Source organism: Paenibacillus sp. VT-400 (assembly GCF_001029205.1).
Lineage (GTDB): Bacteria > Bacillota > Bacilli > Paenibacillales > Paenibacillaceae > Paenibacillus > Paenibacillus amylolyticus.
Genome location: NZ_LELF01000047.1, coordinates 610,667 through 629,111 on the forward strand (window position 1 = coordinate 610,667; position 18,445 = coordinate 629,111).

At 43.6% G+C, this 18,445-nt stretch carries 11 protein-coding genes; 3 read left to right on the forward strand and 8 right to left on the reverse strand.

Translation table 11 applies throughout. The features are described 5' to 3' along the window. The first annotated feature begins 90 nt into the window (after nt 1–90). Both EL84_RS05095 and EL84_RS05100 read left to right on the forward strand, forming a co-directional pair. Nucleotides 91–2,325: a peptidase domain-containing ABC transporter gene (locus EL84_RS05095; protein ID WP_047840931.1), complete on the forward strand. Its 2,235-nt coding sequence runs from the start codon at nt 91–93 to the stop codon at nt 2,323–2,325. Next, nucleotides 2,322–3,701, forward strand: coding sequence for an HlyD family efflux transporter periplasmic adaptor subunit (locus EL84_RS05100; protein ID WP_047840932.1), 1,380 nt, complete (start codon nt 2,322–2,324; stop codon nt 3,699–3,701). The genes EL84_RS05095 and EL84_RS05100 overlap by 4 nt, the downstream gene beginning before the upstream one ends. 95 nt (nt 3,702–3,796) lie before the next feature. Here the strand turns inward: EL84_RS05100 and EL84_RS05105 are convergent, their stop codons facing one another. The 6 genes from EL84_RS05105 to EL84_RS05130 form a co-directional block, all read right to left on the reverse strand. Next, nucleotides 3,797–4,891: a metallophosphoesterase family protein gene (locus EL84_RS05105; RefSeq protein WP_047840933.1), complete on the reverse strand. Its 1,095-nt coding sequence runs from the start codon at nt 4,889–4,891 to the stop codon at nt 3,797–3,799. Further along, on the reverse strand, nt 4,891–5,229 hold the full coding sequence (locus tag EL84_RS05110; RefSeq protein ID WP_051447260.1) for a DMT family transporter: 339 nt from the start codon (nt 5,227–5,229) through the stop codon (nt 4,891–4,893). The genes EL84_RS05105 and EL84_RS05110 overlap by 1 nt, the downstream gene beginning before the upstream one ends. Beyond that, the gene (locus EL84_RS05115) at nt 5,226–5,996 is read right to left on the reverse strand and encodes an HAD family hydrolase (protein ID WP_047840934.1); all 771 of its coding nucleotides are present in this window, start codon (nt 5,994–5,996) and stop codon (nt 5,226–5,228) included. The genes EL84_RS05110 and EL84_RS05115 overlap by 4 nt, the downstream gene beginning before the upstream one ends. A gap of 95 nt (nt 5,997–6,091) precedes the next feature. Further along, nucleotides 6,092–7,465 carry an ABC transporter substrate-binding protein gene (locus EL84_RS05120; RefSeq protein ID WP_047840935.1) on the reverse strand — a complete coding sequence of 458 codons (1,374 nt, stop codon included), beginning with the start codon at nt 7,463–7,465 and terminating at the stop codon, nt 6,092–6,094. A 37-nt stretch (nt 7,466–7,502) separates the two neighbouring features. Continuing rightward, on the reverse strand, nt 7,503–8,294 hold the full coding sequence (locus tag EL84_RS05125; protein WP_235431493.1) for a carbohydrate ABC transporter permease: 792 nt from the start codon (nt 8,292–8,294) through the stop codon (nt 7,503–7,505). 113 nt (nt 8,295–8,407) lie between these two features. Then, nucleotides 8,408–9,283 carry a carbohydrate ABC transporter permease gene (locus EL84_RS05130; protein WP_036671737.1) on the reverse strand — a complete coding sequence of 292 codons (876 nt, stop codon included), beginning with the start codon at nt 9,281–9,283 and terminating at the stop codon, nt 8,408–8,410. 198 nt (nt 9,284–9,481) lie between these two features. Between EL84_RS05130 and EL84_RS05135 the strand changes: the two genes are divergently transcribed. Beyond that, nucleotides 9,482–10,054, forward strand: a complete 573-nt coding sequence (locus EL84_RS05135) for a GbsR/MarR family transcriptional regulator (protein ID WP_047840936.1) — start codon at nt 9,482–9,484, stop codon at nt 10,052–10,054. 238 nt (nt 10,055–10,292) lie between these two features. On the opposite strand, the gene EL84_RS30715 is transcribed toward EL84_RS05135, so the two are convergent. After that, a complete protein-coding gene (locus EL84_RS30715) occupies nt 10,293–14,279 on the reverse strand; it encodes a DUF4073 domain-containing protein (RefSeq protein ID WP_053061389.1) in 3,987 nt (1,328 codons plus the stop codon). Between the two features lie 384 nt (nt 14,280–14,663). After that, the gene (locus EL84_RS30720) at nt 14,664–18,263 is read right to left on the reverse strand and encodes an S-layer homology domain-containing protein (protein WP_053061390.1); all 3,600 of its coding nucleotides are present in this window, start codon (nt 18,261–18,263) and stop codon (nt 14,664–14,666) included. Between the last annotated feature and the right edge of the window lie 182 nt (nt 18,264–18,445).

Genomic DNA, 18,445 nt, shown 5'->3' on the forward strand with positions numbered 1-18,445 from the left:
ACGAGAATTTGCGGACTTCTTTAGAACTAATAGAACTTTTAATTTACTAAGAAATATTAAATTCATGATTAACTATTCTTGGAGGTCAGCATGTCGTTATTTAAAAGATACACTATCCAAAAACAGTATGACCAAAAAGACTGTGGTGCAGCATGCTTAGCAACGATTTCTCGCCATCATGGTCTGAAAACTCCTCTCACTCGTATACGTGAGGTTGCAGGTACTGATAAACAGGGAACCAATGCATTAGGTATCATAAAGGCAGCAGAACAAATGGGCTTCTCCGCAAAAGGAGTCAAAGGAAACCCAGAAGCTTTCTTCAGTGACTTCCCACTCCCTTGTATCGCTCATGTAGTTATCGATCAGAAGCTTCTCCATTATGTAGTTATACATAAAATCACAAAGAAAAAAGTAATTATAGCTGACCCCGCAAAAGGGATTGTAAAGTATAGTCCTGAAGAGTTTTTTAAAATTTGGACTGGCATCCTTATTTTTATGGTTCCAACCGCGCAATTTCAGAAGAAAGATGAAACACAAGGTGCTTTATCACGATTCTTCACTCTATTACTCCCACAGAAACGCATGTTGCTGGGGATCTTTTTTGCGTCATTGTTATATACGGCCCTAGGAATACTGGGGGCATTTTACTTCAAGTTCTTACTTGATTCCATTGTCCCTTATAGGTTAGAGCAGACCTTGCAATGGATTTCAATTGGTATCATTGTTCTAACATTATTGCAGACATTATTAAATGCTTTTAGAAGTCACTTACTATTGTATTTAAGCCAGAAGCTCGATATCTCTTTAATTCTTGGATATTACTACCATGTTTTGAGATTGCCTCTCTCCTTTTTCGAGACCCGTAAAACAGGCGAGATCATCTCACGACTTCTGGACGCTTCCAAGGTTAGAGACGCAATATCAAGTGCTGCTCTAACCATTATGATTGATTCTCTGATGGTTATAGCAGGTGGGATCATATTATATACTCAGAACTCCTTCCTCTTTGGTATAACGGCAATTATGATACCACTATACGCGACAATTGTTTGGGGATTTCATCGCACATTTGAGAGACAAAATCGGGAACAGATGGAACAGAACGCAATGCTTACTTCATATATTGTAGAATCAGTCAATGGCATTGAGACCCTTAAAGCTTATCAGGCTGAAAGAGAAGCCAATTTGGAAACTGAAAAGAAATTCATAAAATTACTACGTACTCTTTTCAGGTTTGGGTACTCCAACAATCTTCAGGCTACTTTAAAAGGAACTCTTCAAGGCGTCGGCGGGATTGTTATCCTTTGGATTGGAGCTAACGAAGTCTTAAAGGGACAATTAACGATGGGACAACTGATTACGTTCAATGCTTTGCTTGCATACTTTATAAACCCTATTTTAAACCTGATCAACCTACAATCTTCACTACAAACGGCTGTTGTTGCAGCAGATCGGTTAACTGAAATTATGGATTTGGAACCTGAAAAAAAAGAGTCAGATGAAAGCAATATTAAACCATCATCACTGAAGGGATCCATTGACTTCCAAGACGTACATTTCCGTTATGGAACAAGACAATCCATCCTGAATGGTGTATCTCTACATGTTGACAGAGGAGAAAAGGTTGCACTAGTAGGAGAGAGCGGTTCTGGTAAGACAACCCTAGTTAAACTATTACTTCGCTTTTATGAGGCGGAAAAGGGAGAACTGTTGATTTCTGAAAATAATATAAAAGACATATCTGTCGATTCGCTTCGACAGAAAATAAGTTATATCCCACAACAAACGTTTTTCTTCAGCGGTACGATTAGAGATAACCTTTCTATGGGAGCTACATCGGAGATTGAAATGGATGAAATTATTGAGGCAACTAAGCAAGCAAGTGCTCATGATTTTATTAATCAATTGCCCATGCGTTATCAGACAAATCTTGAGGAGAACGCATCCAATTTGTCAGGAGGACAGCGTCAGCGACTGGCTTTGGCGCGTGCGTTACTTACCAAGCCTGACATTCTAATTTTGGATGAAGCAACTAGTAATCTGGATACCACCACGGAAAAAGCCGTATCAGATACGATACATAGCCTAGATGATATGACGATGATCATTATTGCTCACCGCTTGAGTACGGTTATGCGTTGTGATCGTATCTTTGTAATGGACAAAGGTACAGTAGTAGAAGCTGGAACACATGATCAATTGTTACAACAGCGAGGGAGATATTATGAGCTTTGGAAAGATCAGTTACCCGGAATAGATACAGAAACTAGACAAAAAGAGAGTAGTACTCTGCCTAAGTTGGAACACACGGGGGCGATGGTATGAGTCTTAAACTTCTGAATCCTGAAGAGTTGATAGATAGCAGAGAAATGCTAGAAAAGAAATCACCTGCATTTATTAGCTGGTTTCTTATATTACTTACGTTAATATTAGTCATTGCTTTTATCTGGAGCTGGAAAGCTCAGATTGATGTAGTTGTTAAAGCTCCCGGAGTAGTGAAACCTAACGAGAAGATATCCAAAATTGTTAATAAGGCTACAGGAAGTGTTTCAAAAATATATGTACAACAGGGACAACGAGTTCAGGCCGGTGATAAGCTATTTTCTATTCAGACAGGTACTCTTATAAGCGACAAAACTCGTTTGCAAAATGATTACAAAGAAGCAGAACAGAGATTGGTTGGACTTGAACAACTCTCTACAGCACTTTCGTCAGGTAATGAGAATATAAAGTCCAACAAAACAGCAGGTGCTCTATTAAGCCATGATAATCCAGTACAGAACAAGCTAGAATTGGATATTTCCAAGGTGACTGCTGAACAGGTTGAGACAGATAAAAGCATTGCAAGTAAACGCCTCCTGCTCAAAAGTCTTAACTATGGGAGAAATTATCTACCCACTGGTTCCGTTGAATATGAACGATATGAAAACTATAGCCTAAAGGTATCTCAGAATTCATTGACTGAAACGCAAATTCAGGAAGATTATAAACGAGCTATCTTTGACGGTGACGAAATGACCGCTACTGCTGCCAAAGAAAAACTGAAAACGATTAAGCTACAGATGGAAACTAATCAAAGTGAATTGCGATACACGATACAGACAGAACTAGCAGATGCACTGGTGCAAAAACAAACGCTAAAAAAACAAGAATCTGACTTATACGTTCAGTTGCAAGGAAGCATTGATGAGTTAAGAACACAGACAAAGGAACTCCATAGCCAAATTAATACAATTCGTTCCAATCTGGATAATTATACGGCCACAGCACCTACCTCAGGAGTTATCAATACCATAAATGAAGTAGGTGAAGGACAGCTTATCCAGGAAGGATTGCAAGTCATGGATGTCGTTCCCGTAAATAATACGATCTATTCCATTCAAATTTCTATGAATCACCAAGATATTGGAAGAATACATGAAGGAGATCCTGTGCGTTTTCATTTTGCCGCCTTCCCCCTAGAAGAGTACGGTTCTGTACTTGGCAAAATATCGTCTATTAGTAGCGATGCTTTAGTAAATTCTCAAGATGGATCTACTTATTACGTAGTGGAAGCCACGCTCGAATCAATACAACTAAAAGATGCCCTTGGTCAACAGGAGCAGATCAAATCAGGTATGCAAACGGAAGCTCACATTATAACGGAGCAAAAATCAGCACTGCAATGGCTCTTAGAAAAAATGGATTTTTGGACTAAATAACTTAATAAAAGAGTCGCCCTTCTGAGCGACTCATCGGGACTATCGAGAATATCTCGATAGTCTTATTTACTTATTCAACTAATATGTGTATTTAACTACCCTTTTACAGGATAACTTACCGTAAACTCAGCACCCTCAATCCATTCGCTCGCAACAAAGTTCCGCCCCTTTACAACCACTCGATCCTTATAAACCTCCACATGAAGACCTTCGCTGCCCTCCAGATGTTCATCCTGATCCGTCCATAGATAACCTACAGACGACGCATTGAACATGGTTGGCATGTGGCCTGCACCATCGTACATCGTATGCTGTGCTTCCAGTTGCCAATGGGTATGACCGGAGAAGAGAATCACTTGCGGGTAATTGGCCAGAAGGGCCTTGAGTTCCGCATCCTGATTCACACCATACCAGCCTTGTTCCTTCATCGATCCTGCTACCGTATCCATAAGCGGCTGGTGTAAGAAAAGGAAGATGGGATGATCTAGTGTTGCATGCTCAGACAATTTCGCATCCAGCCACTCCAATTGTTCAGCCGACATATCACAATCCTTCGGGTGAGGTTGCTCGGTGCCTAGGAAAATATAATGATACCCATCAATCCAATGATCGTGGTAAGAGCCCCTCATGCCTGTTGTCCCTTCAAAATCACTTAATCGACGCTGCCATAACCCTGCGACTGTAATGGGGTCTACTCCTGAAGAGATATGTCCCCCGTCTTGGCCCTCCTGCTCAGAAGTTACAGCAGACAACGTATATGTGCCGCCGGATAGTTGCTCAATCAGTGCAGCTGATTCAGCAGCCGTTTGTTTTATGACCAGCTCCATATCTGCTTCCTGCTCCAACAACTCGGCTACTTCGTTCTCTTTCATCTCTAGTAAAACGATCGGCGGATCTTGCCATACCACGGCCCCAATATCATGATTACCTACCGTGTACCGGATGTCCGGCAAACTCTCCGCATGTTGCTTCCATATGCGCTGCAACTCACGATATTCACTCGGCAGACCTCGATCCGTCACATCGCCCACATGCATAATCCCGCTGCTCCCCTGGCTGAATGTAGCTATGTCGGCTAATGCTTGGTCCAGATGCCGGTTATGAATATGGTCTGCCTCATCTCGCACATGTGTGTCCGTAATGACCTGGAAGGTAACAATAGGTTGCTCAGGTGTATGTTCATTTCTCATCAGGAATCACTCCATTTCAGTCCAATAATACCAATCAGAATAAAACCGATCCAGACCATCGACGTGAGCCGCAGACGTTCACCAAAATAGTAATGCCCCACGACACCAATGAGCGTAATGCCCACGCCAGACCAGATCGCATAGGCTACAGCCAACGGCATATACTTCACTGCAAAGTTGAGAAAGGTAAAGCTTGCTCCATAACAGACAAACATCAACACCGAAGGCCATAACCGCGAGAATCCATCCGATACTTTCAGCAAAATGGTAGCGCTCAGCTCCAGCCCGATGGCCAGTGCCAACAGTACCCAGCCCAAGTAGGCGTGACTGTTTGTCATCGATTCAGCCCACCATTCAGCAATTCATGGAAGGATTGAATCGTTCTATCCGCCAAGCGGATTTTTCCCGGTTCTCCAATGCCCATCCTGTACCCCGCACCAGCGGTTCGTGCCATCTCCATGTCTCCGTCCGTATCTCCAATGACCACGGTTTGCTGCACTGATACACCCAACCGTTCACAGGCAAGCAGTAGCATATCGGGAAAAGGTTTGCCCCGCTCCACCAGATCTGTACCAATCACCACGTCAAAAAAGGAATCCAGTCCCATCCACTGTAAATGTTTAATTGCACTGGGTGTATCATCTGCCGTCACGACACCCATAGCGACACCTTCGCTACGGCACTGTTCAAGGAATTCTTGAACTCCCGGTAACGGACGTGCCGGACGATGCTGCTCCATCTCTTCCTCCGCTCGCGCCAAACACTCCCGGACCATAATCTTGGATTCCGCCCAGCTGAGACCCGCACGATATCCATGCCACGTCAGCACGGCATACACTTCATCCATCGTGCCCATCGCAAGCGGGCCCCGCACATCATACCCATTCATTCGGCCTTGATCATCGTGGAATGTACCCCAGATCTGTGGGAATTCATCTGTGTCGATACGGAGTCCTCTGGTCGCTAACTGTTCTCTGAAATCGTTCAACACACAATCGGTCCAGAATCCCCACATGCCCGTAAAATCAAGCAATGTCCCGTCCTTGTCAAACAAAACGGCTTCAACCGGATTTGGTAATCCGTCCACATACATCTCATCTTGCATTGGTTAAACTCCTTGTCTGCGATCTTGTATGAACGGAAAGGACGGTACAGCATGTACCGCCCTTATCGCGTGAGTCAATTGCCTGTATACGTTTCTTATTTCGTTACCCGATCCAGTTCCTTCTGTGCTTTCTCTTTCGCTTCCTTCAGCGCTTGTTCCGCTGGCATATTATTGATCTGCACCTGATCAGCTGCATCTTTCAACGCATCATTGATCTTGCCACCCGTTGGATCCTGGAAGGGAGCCGAAGCGTGAGCTGCCTGTTGCAGTGGTACGGTGATCTGTGGATTTTCCTCACTGAATTTCATAAACTCTGGATCTTGTTGGGCCGATTGACGTACTGCGATATATCCGGTGTTCATGGACCATGAAGCTGTGTTCGAAGTTTCAGAGAAATACGTAAGCCATTTATAAGCTGCCTGTTGTTGCTCTGGACTCGCTGCTGACGGAATACCTGCCGAAATGGCACTTGCTACCGGTTTTCCTTCACCAATACCTTCCCAGCCTGGTTGTTGCATCGCAGCGACTACGCTAAAGTCCAAGTCGCCTTGGTCACCACTAGATCCGGTATAACCTGCTGCTTTATTTTTCATCACATCATCAATCGTTTTGTACCAGTACTCCCAGCCCTGACCTCCATAATGAATGCCCATAATCTTGTCTTCGTTAATCCATTTACGGAACAAGTCCCATGTCTCGATCCATTCCGGAGAGTCGATCATAACGGTTTTGCCATCGTCGCTAAGAATCTGTCCGCCCTTACCCAGCACGGCATCAATCATATTGTCTCTACCCCACATCGGTTCCCAACCATAGAAGGTGGTCTTGCCATTTTCTTGTTTGCTCATCTTCGCAGCCGCCTCAGCCAGCTTCTCCCATGTCGTCAGAGTTGCTGGGTCGATTCCGTTCTCCTTGAACGTATCCATACGGTAGTACATGATCTGAGTTGTACCGTACATTGGCAAAAAGTATTGCTTTCCATCCACCTGCCCTTGGTTCAGGAATGTCTGAATGAAATCATCTTTCTTAAAATTCGAATCAGCTGCAATCATCTCATCCATGGGTGCATAATATCCTTTGCGTGCCCAGTCTATATTGGAGCTGAGTACAGCGGCTGGAACCTTCTTGGAAGCAATTGCTGCTTGCAGCTTCTGTTCCGTTTCCGTGTAATCTGCTTGTACAATCCCTTTTACAACGACTTCGTTCTGGGAGGCGTTGAACGCATCAATCGTCTTTTTCATGTTATCGCCCAGATTACCACCCAGACCATACCAGAACTCAATCTCCACCGGATCTTTCGCCTGAGCTTCGGTTCCACTGGCAGCAGCCGTCGTGCCTGATTCTGCGGGTGCTTGTGTTCCACAAGCGGTCAGCAGTGCAAAGCTGGTCGCAAGTACCAGCGACATGCCACCCTTCCAGTTCAACCTCAATCTCTTTTTCCATGTCATGCTTGCCTTACTCCAATTCATTGTTTTTCCTCCCGTTTTAGGTGCATGGTGATTCATATCAGTTCTTGTTCACACCAGCCGTAATATTCACGCTCTGCATGATGGTCTTCTGGGTGAACAGGAAGAGAATAAGTAGGGGTGCGATGGTGAAGGCACTCGCAGCCATAATCTGTGGCCAAGCCAGTCCATATGCCCCACCTTCTACAAAGAAGCTGCGCAGACCAGCCGATACCAGCTGCAAGTCAGGGTCTTTGGTGATGAGCATAGGCCAGAAGTAGTTGTTGTACTGTTCAATAAATGTAATCAGCACCATCACGGCGAAGCTTGAGCGAACAAGCGGCGTGATAATTGTCCAGAGAATCCGGAAGTGGGATGCACCGTCCAGCTGTCCGGCTTCCACCAATTCATGAGAGACCTGCATGAACGCTTGCCGGATCAGAAAGATCGAGAACACGCTGACACAGTTGGATACAATCAAGCCGGTGTAGGAATCCAGCAGGTTAAGTTCGCTAAGTACCAGGTAACTAGGCAGATACACGGCCGTACTCGGTATCATATAACCCACCAGAATCAGGGATGTCAATACACCTTTGAGACGGAATTTCATATGTGTCAGGGCGTACGCCATCATACTGGAGTTGACGATCTGAAATAGACAGATGGCTAAAGCCACCCCGGTACTGTTCAGGATGTAACGGGCAAATGGTGCCGCATTCCAGGCATCCACATAATTGCTCCACAGGAACGTCTCCGGCCAGAAGGTCGGCGGAAACTGCCAGATCTCATCATTGGTTTTGAATCCGCTAATGACCATCCAATAGAAGGGAAAGGCTGTACCCAGCGCGATCATGGCTAACAGAAGGTAGCGGATCAATTTACTTATTTTAAAATTCGGTTGTGACACGTTCTGCAACTCCTTGCGCTTCATCCGTTTAGACTTTTTGTTGGGCAATGTCATTGTCATTAGTAGTGCACCAGACGTCTGCCAAGCAGGAAGGATACTCCCGAGAGCAACACGCAGATCAGAATGATCACAACGGCGATGGACGAAGCTTCACCTACGTTAAAGGATTCGAATGCAGACTGGTAATACATGTACAGCAACGTTCTCGTTGATCCCGCCGGTCCACCCTGCGTCATGACATTGATCTGGTCATAGGCTTGTAAGGACTGGATGGTAAGAATAATCGAGAGAAAAAATGTCGTTGGTGAGATCAGTGGCAATGTAATACTTCTGAACTTGTCCCAACCGTTTGCCCCATCGATTGAAGCTGCTTCGAGCAGATCGGAAGGCAGATTTCGTAACGCAACGAGATAAAATACCATTGCCCATCCTATCGACTTCCAGAGCGTGACGATCAGAACGGCAACCAACGCCCAGTCCGCGTCACGCAACCAGCCGATCGGAGATACGCCAACCCAGCCCAGCATCAGATTAGCGAGTCCCACTTCGGGTTCGAAGATCCAGGACCACGCAATGGACACCGCAACTGTCGGGGTGACCCAAGGTGAGAAGAGTAATGTCCGGAAGATGCCGGATGATTTGATTTTGCTATTCATGAGCATCGCAAGCGCCAATCCGCCCACAATGGTTGGGATTACACTTCCAAGTCCGAATAACAAGGTGACTTTCAGTGATCGATAGAATTCAGAGTTTGTCAGCAGATAACTGTAATTGTCCAACCCAACAAACAACTTGTCCGGGCTCATGAAGTCCCAGTCGGTGAAACTGAGATAAACGATATATCCCAGAGGTCCCAGCCAGAAGATCAGCAATGGGATTAGAGCTGGCAGCGTGAATAGGACCGCCTCAGACTCCCTCCATAGTTTTAAACGCAAATCCCCCACTCCTTACTGTCCAATTTTTCTTTAATTATTGGGAATTTTTGAGTATAATCGACTTTATACTTCTTCTGTACAAAATTGATTGTACACTCGTATTGAAAATTCTAATTCCGGCTTATGTTAAAATTGGAGCAAGTCATGTAAAATATGAGGCAGCTAGTGGGAACGCTATCATAAACCAGAGGTGACATTGTGGGAAAAGAAACCGCCGGGAACCCGAATCATTCTTCGTTACCTGATCGGCATGCGCTGAGGGAGAGAGTCATTGAGGCCATCGCCAATACGATGGATCTATATGGGGTTAATCATACGTTTGGCAAATTATACGGCATCATGTATTTTGAGGATCGACCGATGACACTTGAAGAAATGAAAAACTCGATGAATATGAGCAAGAGCAACATGAGCTATGCGGTTCGTTCGCTTACAGAATCACAGATGATCTATAAACTGGAGGAAAAGAAGGAGCGCCAGGATCAGTATCTGGCTGAGACTGACTTTTATCGTACGTTCCAGAATTTCTTCGGAGCCAAGCTCCAACGGGAAGTAGATGTCATGTTAGAAGGCATTCGTGAGGTCATTCCTGACCTGTCGGCCATGATCCTTTCGGAACATACCTCTTCCGTAGATCGAGATGATGCGCTGCGTGATCTGCACAAACTCCAACATGCGGAGCAATACTACGTCTGGCTCCAAGGATTCGTCGATCAGTTGCGGGATGGTAAGTTTTACGAGAATGCTGCACACACGCCCGATAAAGAGTAGTACAACTGCGTAAACAGAATAACTAATGGGTGATCAAGCGCTAACAAACCTAGACGATCTGACGTACCATTGTTGAGTCACACTAAACCGCAAAAAAGAGCTGTTCCTAGCCAATGTATGGCTTTTGGAACAGCTCTTTTTTTATTCTATCAATTGTATCGTCATATCCTATCCGTCATTAGGGGTTCTCTTTTCCATATGTTACTGCGTTAATGACCCCTTTTTTCTTTTAAAAATATTACTTTTGCGCTGCGGCTTCGATATCTGCATATGCCCAGTGTGTTGCTGGTACATCACTGAACGTTAGCGTAACTGCGCCAGTTAGGGGTGTCCGGTTGAACAGCACGTTCAACACTTTCACCGCTTCAGCACGCGTCAGCTTACTATCCGGTTTGAATGTACCATCGTTGTATCCAACCATCAGGCCAGCCGATTGCACGTATGCAATCGCATCTGCTGCCCACAGGTCTGCGGATACATCTGTGAAGGAAACTGCTGGACCATTCACGGTTGTTGCACTCGCTTGTTGCTGCGTCCAGCGATACGCAATCGTTGCCATCTGTGCACGGGTGATCGAGCCTTCCGGTGCAAATTGGGTGTTACTCATGCCGTTCATGATGCCAGCGGATTGCGCTTTTTGAATCTCACTTGTTGCCCAGTGTGTTGCAGATACATCCTTGTAGCTCACGCTATTCACGGAACCTGCTGCCGCTTCAGTTGGAAGATTGCGAGCCAGCATGGCTGCCATTTGTGCACGTGTTACGAATGCATCTGGGCGGAAATCCGCACCAAATCCTTGGATGTACGGTTGATGTGTACTTTGTGAAGCTTTCAGTCCATCCACTACAATGAGGGTGAACGTACTGAATTTTGTTACGGTAAATTCGATGCCTTCGCTGTTATCCGCGAGTTGCACCAATTTGCCTTGAATCAATTCTTTTGTGCCGTCACTGTGTTCGATATAGATCGCCAGGTTGTCCAATGCTTGCTGACGCGCAGTCGGATCAGTTGGCAGACTGTCACGCAGTGGCAGCGTGAGTGTCACTTCGCGGCTCTGCATATTCGTGTCGATCTCTACCGGACGAGCCAGTACACGAACATTCGTATTCGGAGCAACTTGTTGAATCAATTGCTCTTTCTTCGCACGTTCTTCGACTTCTTTGCGCTCTGATTCTTTTTTCAAAGGTACAACGTGGAAGTATAAGTCTTGATCGAATCCGGCGATGGAATTCGTCGGAACGGAAATCACTACATTTTCAGTGGAAATCTCCAACTTGAGTGAACCATCATTTAGTTTTTTTACCGCTGCTTTAGGAAGTTCAATACGTGTCTCGGACACGGAATCTTTAGTGTCTGGAATAACAATGCGTGCGGTGTTCATATTCAATTGTTTCGCTTTTTCCACCGATTCCTTGGCAATGGCTTCGGTCATTTTCACAAGATCTTTGATCGTGCCGTTGGTTTCGGTTGTACGTGTGATCGGCGTTTTGGTCAAGTTGGTTCCGTTCGTTCCATTAACATCAACCACGATCTGCTCTTGTTTCGTTGTTGGTGCAGGTGTAGACGTTACTGGTGAAGATCCTCCTCCACTTCCACCGCCAGTTGATGGTGTTGGTGTTGGTGTTGGTGTTGGTGTAGGCGTAATAATAATGATCTGATCAAAGAAACGATCGAATGCTGTCTGCACTTCGCTAATACTGCTGTATCCGTTAGCAGGCTTGCGATCAAGCATCCATTGAGCCAGTTTTCCCATTCCAGTATCATCTTCTACTAGATCCTTCATAGCATTCAACTTAAGTAGGAATGGTTCGAAAGGCTCCATCATCTCAGTAGATTGCTGGAAGCTGTATAGCATCAGCATGGCTTTCTTCATCTCGCTAACGTCTATAGCATCATTAATGTAGGAATAATTCATGACTAACATTAATGATGCACCGTAAACCTGTTCGATTGAAAGATCCGAACCCTGAAACAGACGTTTTGCAGTATAAGCAAGCAACTCTTTATCCACATTGGATGCATTTAAATATTTTTGACCTAACTCTTTAAACATTTCCATCCCTGGATATTCAAAGTACTCTGTTGACTCAACAAAAAGGGAATAGAACTCATTCAAATGCTGTTGGAAAAGAATCTTGTCTGTTTGTTTGATCGTCTGGATGCCTTTATACCCAATTTCTACAGCATATTGCACTTGTTTCTTAAGATTATAGGTATAGTCACTCGGTAAAAAGGTCATTACCACATTAGCTATGGCTTTCTTCTCCTCAGGTTGGAGAGTGTCAAAGCCAGCCGGAAGATCCAACCATTCCGGTTGAGTAATTGCTCCCAGGATAGCATCAGTATTCTTCGTAGCTCTCGCTTCGTTGATAACTCTCAAAGGATCTGCTGGATTAAAGAACTGATCAAAAGTTTTTTGGATGTTTTTATAGTTTTCATAACCACCAACTGGACGCTTATCAATCATCCATTGGGCAAGTTTTCTATATGTCGCATAATCTATGCTATCCACTTTGTCCATGTTAAGCGGAAACTCTACCATATATTTGATAGTACTAGGGAGATTGTTATACTGTGTTGATTCCTTCTGTACTAAACGAAGACGTACCAAAGCATTATACATCTTGGTTTGAGTAGTTACATCATTGATTGCATTATAAGTAGATAACGACGTAGAAAGTTGATCTCTGTTCTGATATGAAGGAATCTCATCACGCATTGAGTAAAATTTCATGCGGTATGCAAAAATTTGTTTATCTACAACAGACAAATTTTCATACATTTTCCCTACTTTATATAGTGATTGAATACTTGGGTCGAGGTTTATGCTGAAAACTTCAGGTAAATTTAATAATTTGGAAAAATAAGCATTGATATTCTCCTCAACATCAGTCAGTGCAGGTTTATTAAAGAGGTTTCGTGGTTCTACAGCCATATCAAGTACATATTGCACTTGTTCTTTACTCACATATCCTTTTGCCCCATTCATTAAAGTGACAAATACAGCTACAGATTCTTTCTCGTCGTTGCTCCAATCACTGAAATCTACAGGCAGTTCCAGTCCCAACGCGGAACCTTGGATTGCGGCAAGCACACCTTTTACATCTTCATTACTCTTAGCTAGATTCAATAGCTCAAGTGAGTCTGTTTCTATATTCTGAGTAAAGGTCAAGATCTTATAGAGGCTTGCAGTATTACTTCCGTTTGCCTTAACACGAACCCATACCGTTGTATTCCCTTCAAATTGGGGTGGGTTCGTGGAGCTGTAATCAAACCAGTTCTCGCCATTGTTCTGAGTGTATTCCATAGTATCATCCGCACCAACAATGACATTGACAGCATCATCTACGGTTACTAACGGTGCTGCCAAATTAAAGAACTGATCGAAACTTTTCTGGATATCTTCTACTGAAACAAAGCCACCTTGCGGCATTTTTCCAATCATCCAATTAGCCAGTTCTGTCATTCTCTCCGAATCATTGTGAATAGATTGCAATTTATCAAAGTCTAATGGATAGGCTACTGCACCAGATTCAGGGTTATCATTGATAAACTCATCAATGGACCCTTTAAAGAACTGGTTAAAGCCCAACGTCTCTAACATCAATTCCACGCCTTTTGCTTTATTGATTTCAGGATACCCGGTTATCCCAAATATCACTTGGAAAAATGCGTTGTCTAACTCAGTTGATCCCTGACTACCATGAAATGAAATTAAGGTCATTTGGATAAAATGAGAAATTAGTTGTCGATCAACACCGCTCATTTCTTCATACTTCATACCCGATTTATGCATCATTTCTGTGGTGTCATTGGTGAAGTAGTTTTTAGACTGGCTCAACAGATTGTAGACCAGATCCATTTGAAATTGTATAGCAAACAAGTCCGTATTACTGATTAAAATCATGCCTTGATATGCCAAGTTAAAAGTATATTCTAATTGTTCCTCACTAGAATACGCTTCCCCTTTTGGCAAAGTAGCCACCAATCTTGCTATCGCTTCTTTCTCTGGTACAGACAACCCAGAGTAACCAAGTGGCAAAGTCACAATCAGGTTCCCTTCCAGTACCTCCTGTATTTCGCTAACAGATCCCTCGCTGATTGCATAATTTAACTTCTCCAAAGGTGTCATCGGATTCGCTTGAACAGGTACTACAGCGACAACTTGGATTAACATCAGCAACACCAGTACCGCACTGATTATTTTCCTCGCATATGTTTTCATTATTTCCTCCTTGAGCCTCCCAGCTCGAATCATTTATACTTTTCATTCTAGTACTTTGGTCTGAACGGATTCTGAACAATTGGCGTAAAATCGCGAAAAAACATTAAAATTCCGTATTTTTTTCGTGATTTTTCAACAATCCCCCTATGAAATTCATCTTTTCTTGCATTTTTCTGTAATTATTTTAATCTATAGACCTATGTATTTCTTCTCAGCATGTAGAATTTTACGAGGAATGCGAAAGCGAAAGTGAGTGAGTATGTTAATCTTTAGGATTCGTTACAGCAAAGTTTCTGTCTAATACATTCATTGGATTGTATTCAAGTTCGTTAAACTGCAAAAGGCCACCCCCAAGGATGGCCTTCTTTATCTACTTTGATAATATTACTTTTGCGCTGCGGCTTCGATATCAGCATATGCCCAGTGCGTTGCTGGTACATCACTGAACGTTGGTGTAACTTCGCCAGTTAGTGGTGTGCGGTTGAACAGCACGTTCAGCACTTTCACAGCTTCAGCACGCGTCAGCTTGCTGTCTGGTTTGAATGTACCATCGTTGTAACCAACCATCAGGCCAGCAGATTGCACGTATGCAATCGCATCTACTGCCCACAGGTCTGCGGATACATCTGTGAAGGAAACTGCTGGACCATTCACTGTTGTATTACTCGCTTGTTGCTGCATCCAGCGATAAGCAATCGTCGCCATCTGTGCACGGGTGATCGAACCTTCCGGTACAAATTGGGTGTTGCTCATGCCGTTCATGATGCCAGCGGATTGCGCTTTTTGAATTTCACTTGTTGCCCAGTGTGTCGCAGATACATCCTTGTAGCTCACGCTACTCACGGAACCTGCTGCCGCTTCAGTTGGAAGATTGCGAGCCAGCATGGCCGCCATTTGTGCACGTGTTACGATTGCATCTGGGCGGAAATCTGCACCAAAACCTTGGATGTACGGTTGATGTGTACTTTGTGAAGCTTTCAGTCCATCCACTACAACGAGGGTGAACGTACTGAATTTCGTTACGGTAAATTCTATGCCTTCGCTGTTATCCGCGAGTTGCACCAGTTTGCCTTGAATCAATTCTTTTGTGCCGTCACTGTGTTCGATATAGATCGCCAGGTTGTCCAATGCTTGCTGACGAGCAGCCGGATCGGTTGGCAGACTGTCACGCAGTGGCAATGTGAGTGTCACTTCTTGGCTCTGCATATTCGTTTCGATCTCAACGGGACGAGCCAGTACGCGAACATTGGTGTTCGGAGCTATTTGTTTAATGAGTTGCTCTTTCTTCGCACGTTCTTCCACTTCTTTGCGCTCCGATTCCTTTTTCAAAGGTACAACGCGGAAGTACAAGTCTTGTTCAAATCCGGCGATGGAATTCGTCGGAACGGAAATCACTACATTTTCAGTGGAAATCTCCAGTTTGAGCGAGCCATCATTCAGTTCTTTTACCGCTGCTTTAGGCAGTTCAATGCGTGTCTCGGACACGGAATCTTTGCTATCTGGAATAACAATGCGTGCGGTGTTCATATTCAATTGTTTCGCTTTTTCCACCGATTCCTTGGCAATGGCTTCGGTCATTTTCACCAGATCTTTGATCGTGCCGTTGGTTTCGGTTGTACGGGTGATTGGTGTTTTGGTCAAGTTGGTGCCGTTTGTTCCATTAACGTCAACCACGATCTGCTCTTGTTTCGTTGTTGGTGCAGGTGTAGAGGTTACTGGCGTAGTCGTAGATGATCCGCCACCACCACCTGTGTTTCCACCCGGGTTAGGCGTTGGAGTATTGCCATTATCTGTGCTGCTATCACCATTCTGTGTAAAGACAAACTTCACGGCGCGGCCTGGCAGTTCATCGCTGATTGCTTTGTAACGAACCCATACCGTTTTGTTGCCGCTAAGGTCCATTTTTTGAATGAAGGCAACATCAATCCAGTGCAGCTTATTGTCAAAGGAAATCTCCATCGTGCTGTCCAAGCCCGTTAGGGTGTTATTGATGTCATTGCCCTTCACATCAGGAGCCGTAAAGAATCGGTTAAATACATATTGTAGATTCCCAACATCCTCGTAACTGTCTTGTTCATTTAGGACCCATTCAGCCAATTCCTTCTGGCCTTCAGGACTAAGTTCTGCCCTTTTGGATAAATCAAGAGCGCCTCTAAGATTAAATTTGTATTTGCTGAAGAATGCTTCACCTTTAATCTGATCTTTCATTGCTTTATCAAGCCATTGATCCATTCGCGGTATAGAAGTAGCTTGCTCAAATGAATCGATAGGCATAGAGAGGAGATTCAGGACAATATCAGGATCAACAATATCCCCTTTAGACATTCCTTCCAATCTTTCGAATGCAACTAGATGCAAGTAATTGAATGCCAGTACACCTTTATCTACTTTGCTACGTTCCAAATGTTGTTGTCCAAGGCTGCGTAACACATATGTCTGTTGGTCATTAAAGTGATTAGGTCCATTTACTAATTGCTGAGCGAGCAGATCCAGTTTATTCCTAAGAACACTGAGTTCCCTCTGCTCCCAAACAGATTGTGCCAATACACCAAGTTCAATCATATATTGGACCTGTTCTTTGTTTTTGTAATCTTTATTTACATATTCAATCAAGAATCCCGCAATGAAATCTCTAACCTGTAAAGACAAGGCACCGTATCCGTTAGGTAAAGTAATACCCAGATCAGGATCTTCCATAGCCATTCGCATATCCGCTACATCACCATTAGTTTTTGCAGTATTTAAGACACTCAATGGATCGCTTTCATTATCATCAGGGAAAAATTTATTAAATGCAGTCTGAATTTCTTCAAAACTTGCATATCCACCAAGGGGTCTCTCACTAAGCATATGGTCTGCCAATTGTTCTTGCTCTTCGGAGGTAAGATCCTCCCATTTACTAATGTTTATAGGGAAGCTTCCAAGTGGATTTTCCACATCATCTTCGGAATTGTATGACTCGATCCCCTCTTGAATGGATGACATCCTTTCCATCATTACCAACATGTCTTCTGACGTCTCTACCTTGTTTATAAAAGGAGTACGATCCCAAGCCTGCTCCGTATAATCCAGTATATCTAAAATATCAGGATTTTTTCTGAATTTATGCTCATAATAAAATGCGGTCATACGCTTTTCTACCTCGGATGAATCGAAATAAAAGTTAATCCATTTATAATAATCACTATTTTCTTCCATATCATTGAAATTTTGTTTTCTTTCAGCTTTTTTATTATAAAATTCATCGAGTATTTTTCTGGAGTCTGATCCCCCGATTTTGCGAGGAAGTTCAAGTGCTTGCAGAGCCAATTGCACCATATATTGAACTTGCTCCTTATCCTCATACCCTTCACTAGTCGGTGGATCTATACGCAATAAATATTCTATGATGTCCTCCTGATCCTCCTCAGACAACAATTTGAAATCAGGATCGGCTATGAAATTTTTATTGCCAAGTAACTCAATTAGTTCAGGTTTGAGATCTATTTGTGAATTCTGATCCTTCGTTTGTATAATATCGTTGAATTGCTCCAACGGGCTCAGCTGTGTGCTTGGGTTGAACGATTTCATCTGATAGGCGGCTTCTAAATCATATCGATCCACAACCATCACATTATAATAGAGCGTCTGGCTGGTATCTAAACCTAGAATTTTTTTGGAGAACGTACCGTCTTGAGATGCTGAACCCAACACCCAATCCTCATCTCCATACTCTAGATTGTCCCTGATCTCTGTCATGTTATTCAGATTAGAAGTATTGGAAACGAAGACTTGGTATTTTAGCTCATAAGTTGCAGTGGAATCAGAGTCAGCATTGCTCCAACGCACCTCTATGTTATTATCATCAGTAAGCTTGACTGTGATTTTCCCATCATTTCCTGGTACAGGATATGAGCCACCTGCACTAACCTTCCCTGCTGGTGCCAACCACGGAGCTATTAACACCATAATGAGCACCAAACTAATTATTTTCCTATAATTCATGTACTTGATCCTCCCTATCTCATGTTTTTTACATATAAATTCAATCCATCTGATACGTAAGGCCTATTGTAGTGCACTGCGATAAACAGAATCTAAACAAAAAGAGCAAATAAAAGGAAAAAGATCCATCCTGTAGTGCAAAAACAGGATAGATCTCAATTTTTTTCGCCAAAATTCATCAT

Coding starts and splice junctions, on each gene's coding strand:
- EL84_RS05110 (WP_051447260.1), bottom strand. CDS start 5,229: ATGACAAACAGTCACGCCTACTTGGGCTGGGTACTGTTGGCACTGGCC.
- EL84_RS05125 (WP_235431493.1), bottom strand. CDS start 8,294: ATGATCGCGCTGGGTACAGCCTTTCCCTTCTATTGGATGGTCATTAGC.
- EL84_RS05115 (WP_047840934.1), bottom strand. CDS start 5,996: ATGCAAGATGAGATGTATGTGGACGGATTACCAAATCCGGTTGAAGCC.
- EL84_RS30720 (WP_053061390.1), bottom strand. CDS start 18,263: ATGAATTATAGGAAAATAATTAGTTTGGTGCTCATTATGGTGTTAATA.
- EL84_RS05120 (WP_047840935.1), bottom strand. CDS start 7,465: ATGAATTGGAGTAAGGCAAGCATGACATGGAAAAAGAGATTGAGGTTG.
- EL84_RS30715 (WP_053061389.1), bottom strand. CDS start 14,279: ATGAAAACATATGCGAGGAAAATAATCAGTGCGGTACTGGTGTTGCTG.
- EL84_RS05100 (WP_047840932.1), top strand. CDS start 2,322: ATGAGTCTTAAACTTCTGAATCCTGAAGAGTTGATAGATAGCAGAGAA.
- EL84_RS05105 (WP_047840933.1), bottom strand. CDS start 4,891: ATGAGAAATGAACATACACCTGAGCAACCTATTGTTACCTTCCAGGTC.
- EL84_RS05095 (WP_047840931.1), top strand. CDS start 91: ATGTCGTTATTTAAAAGATACACTATCCAAAAACAGTATGACCAAAAA.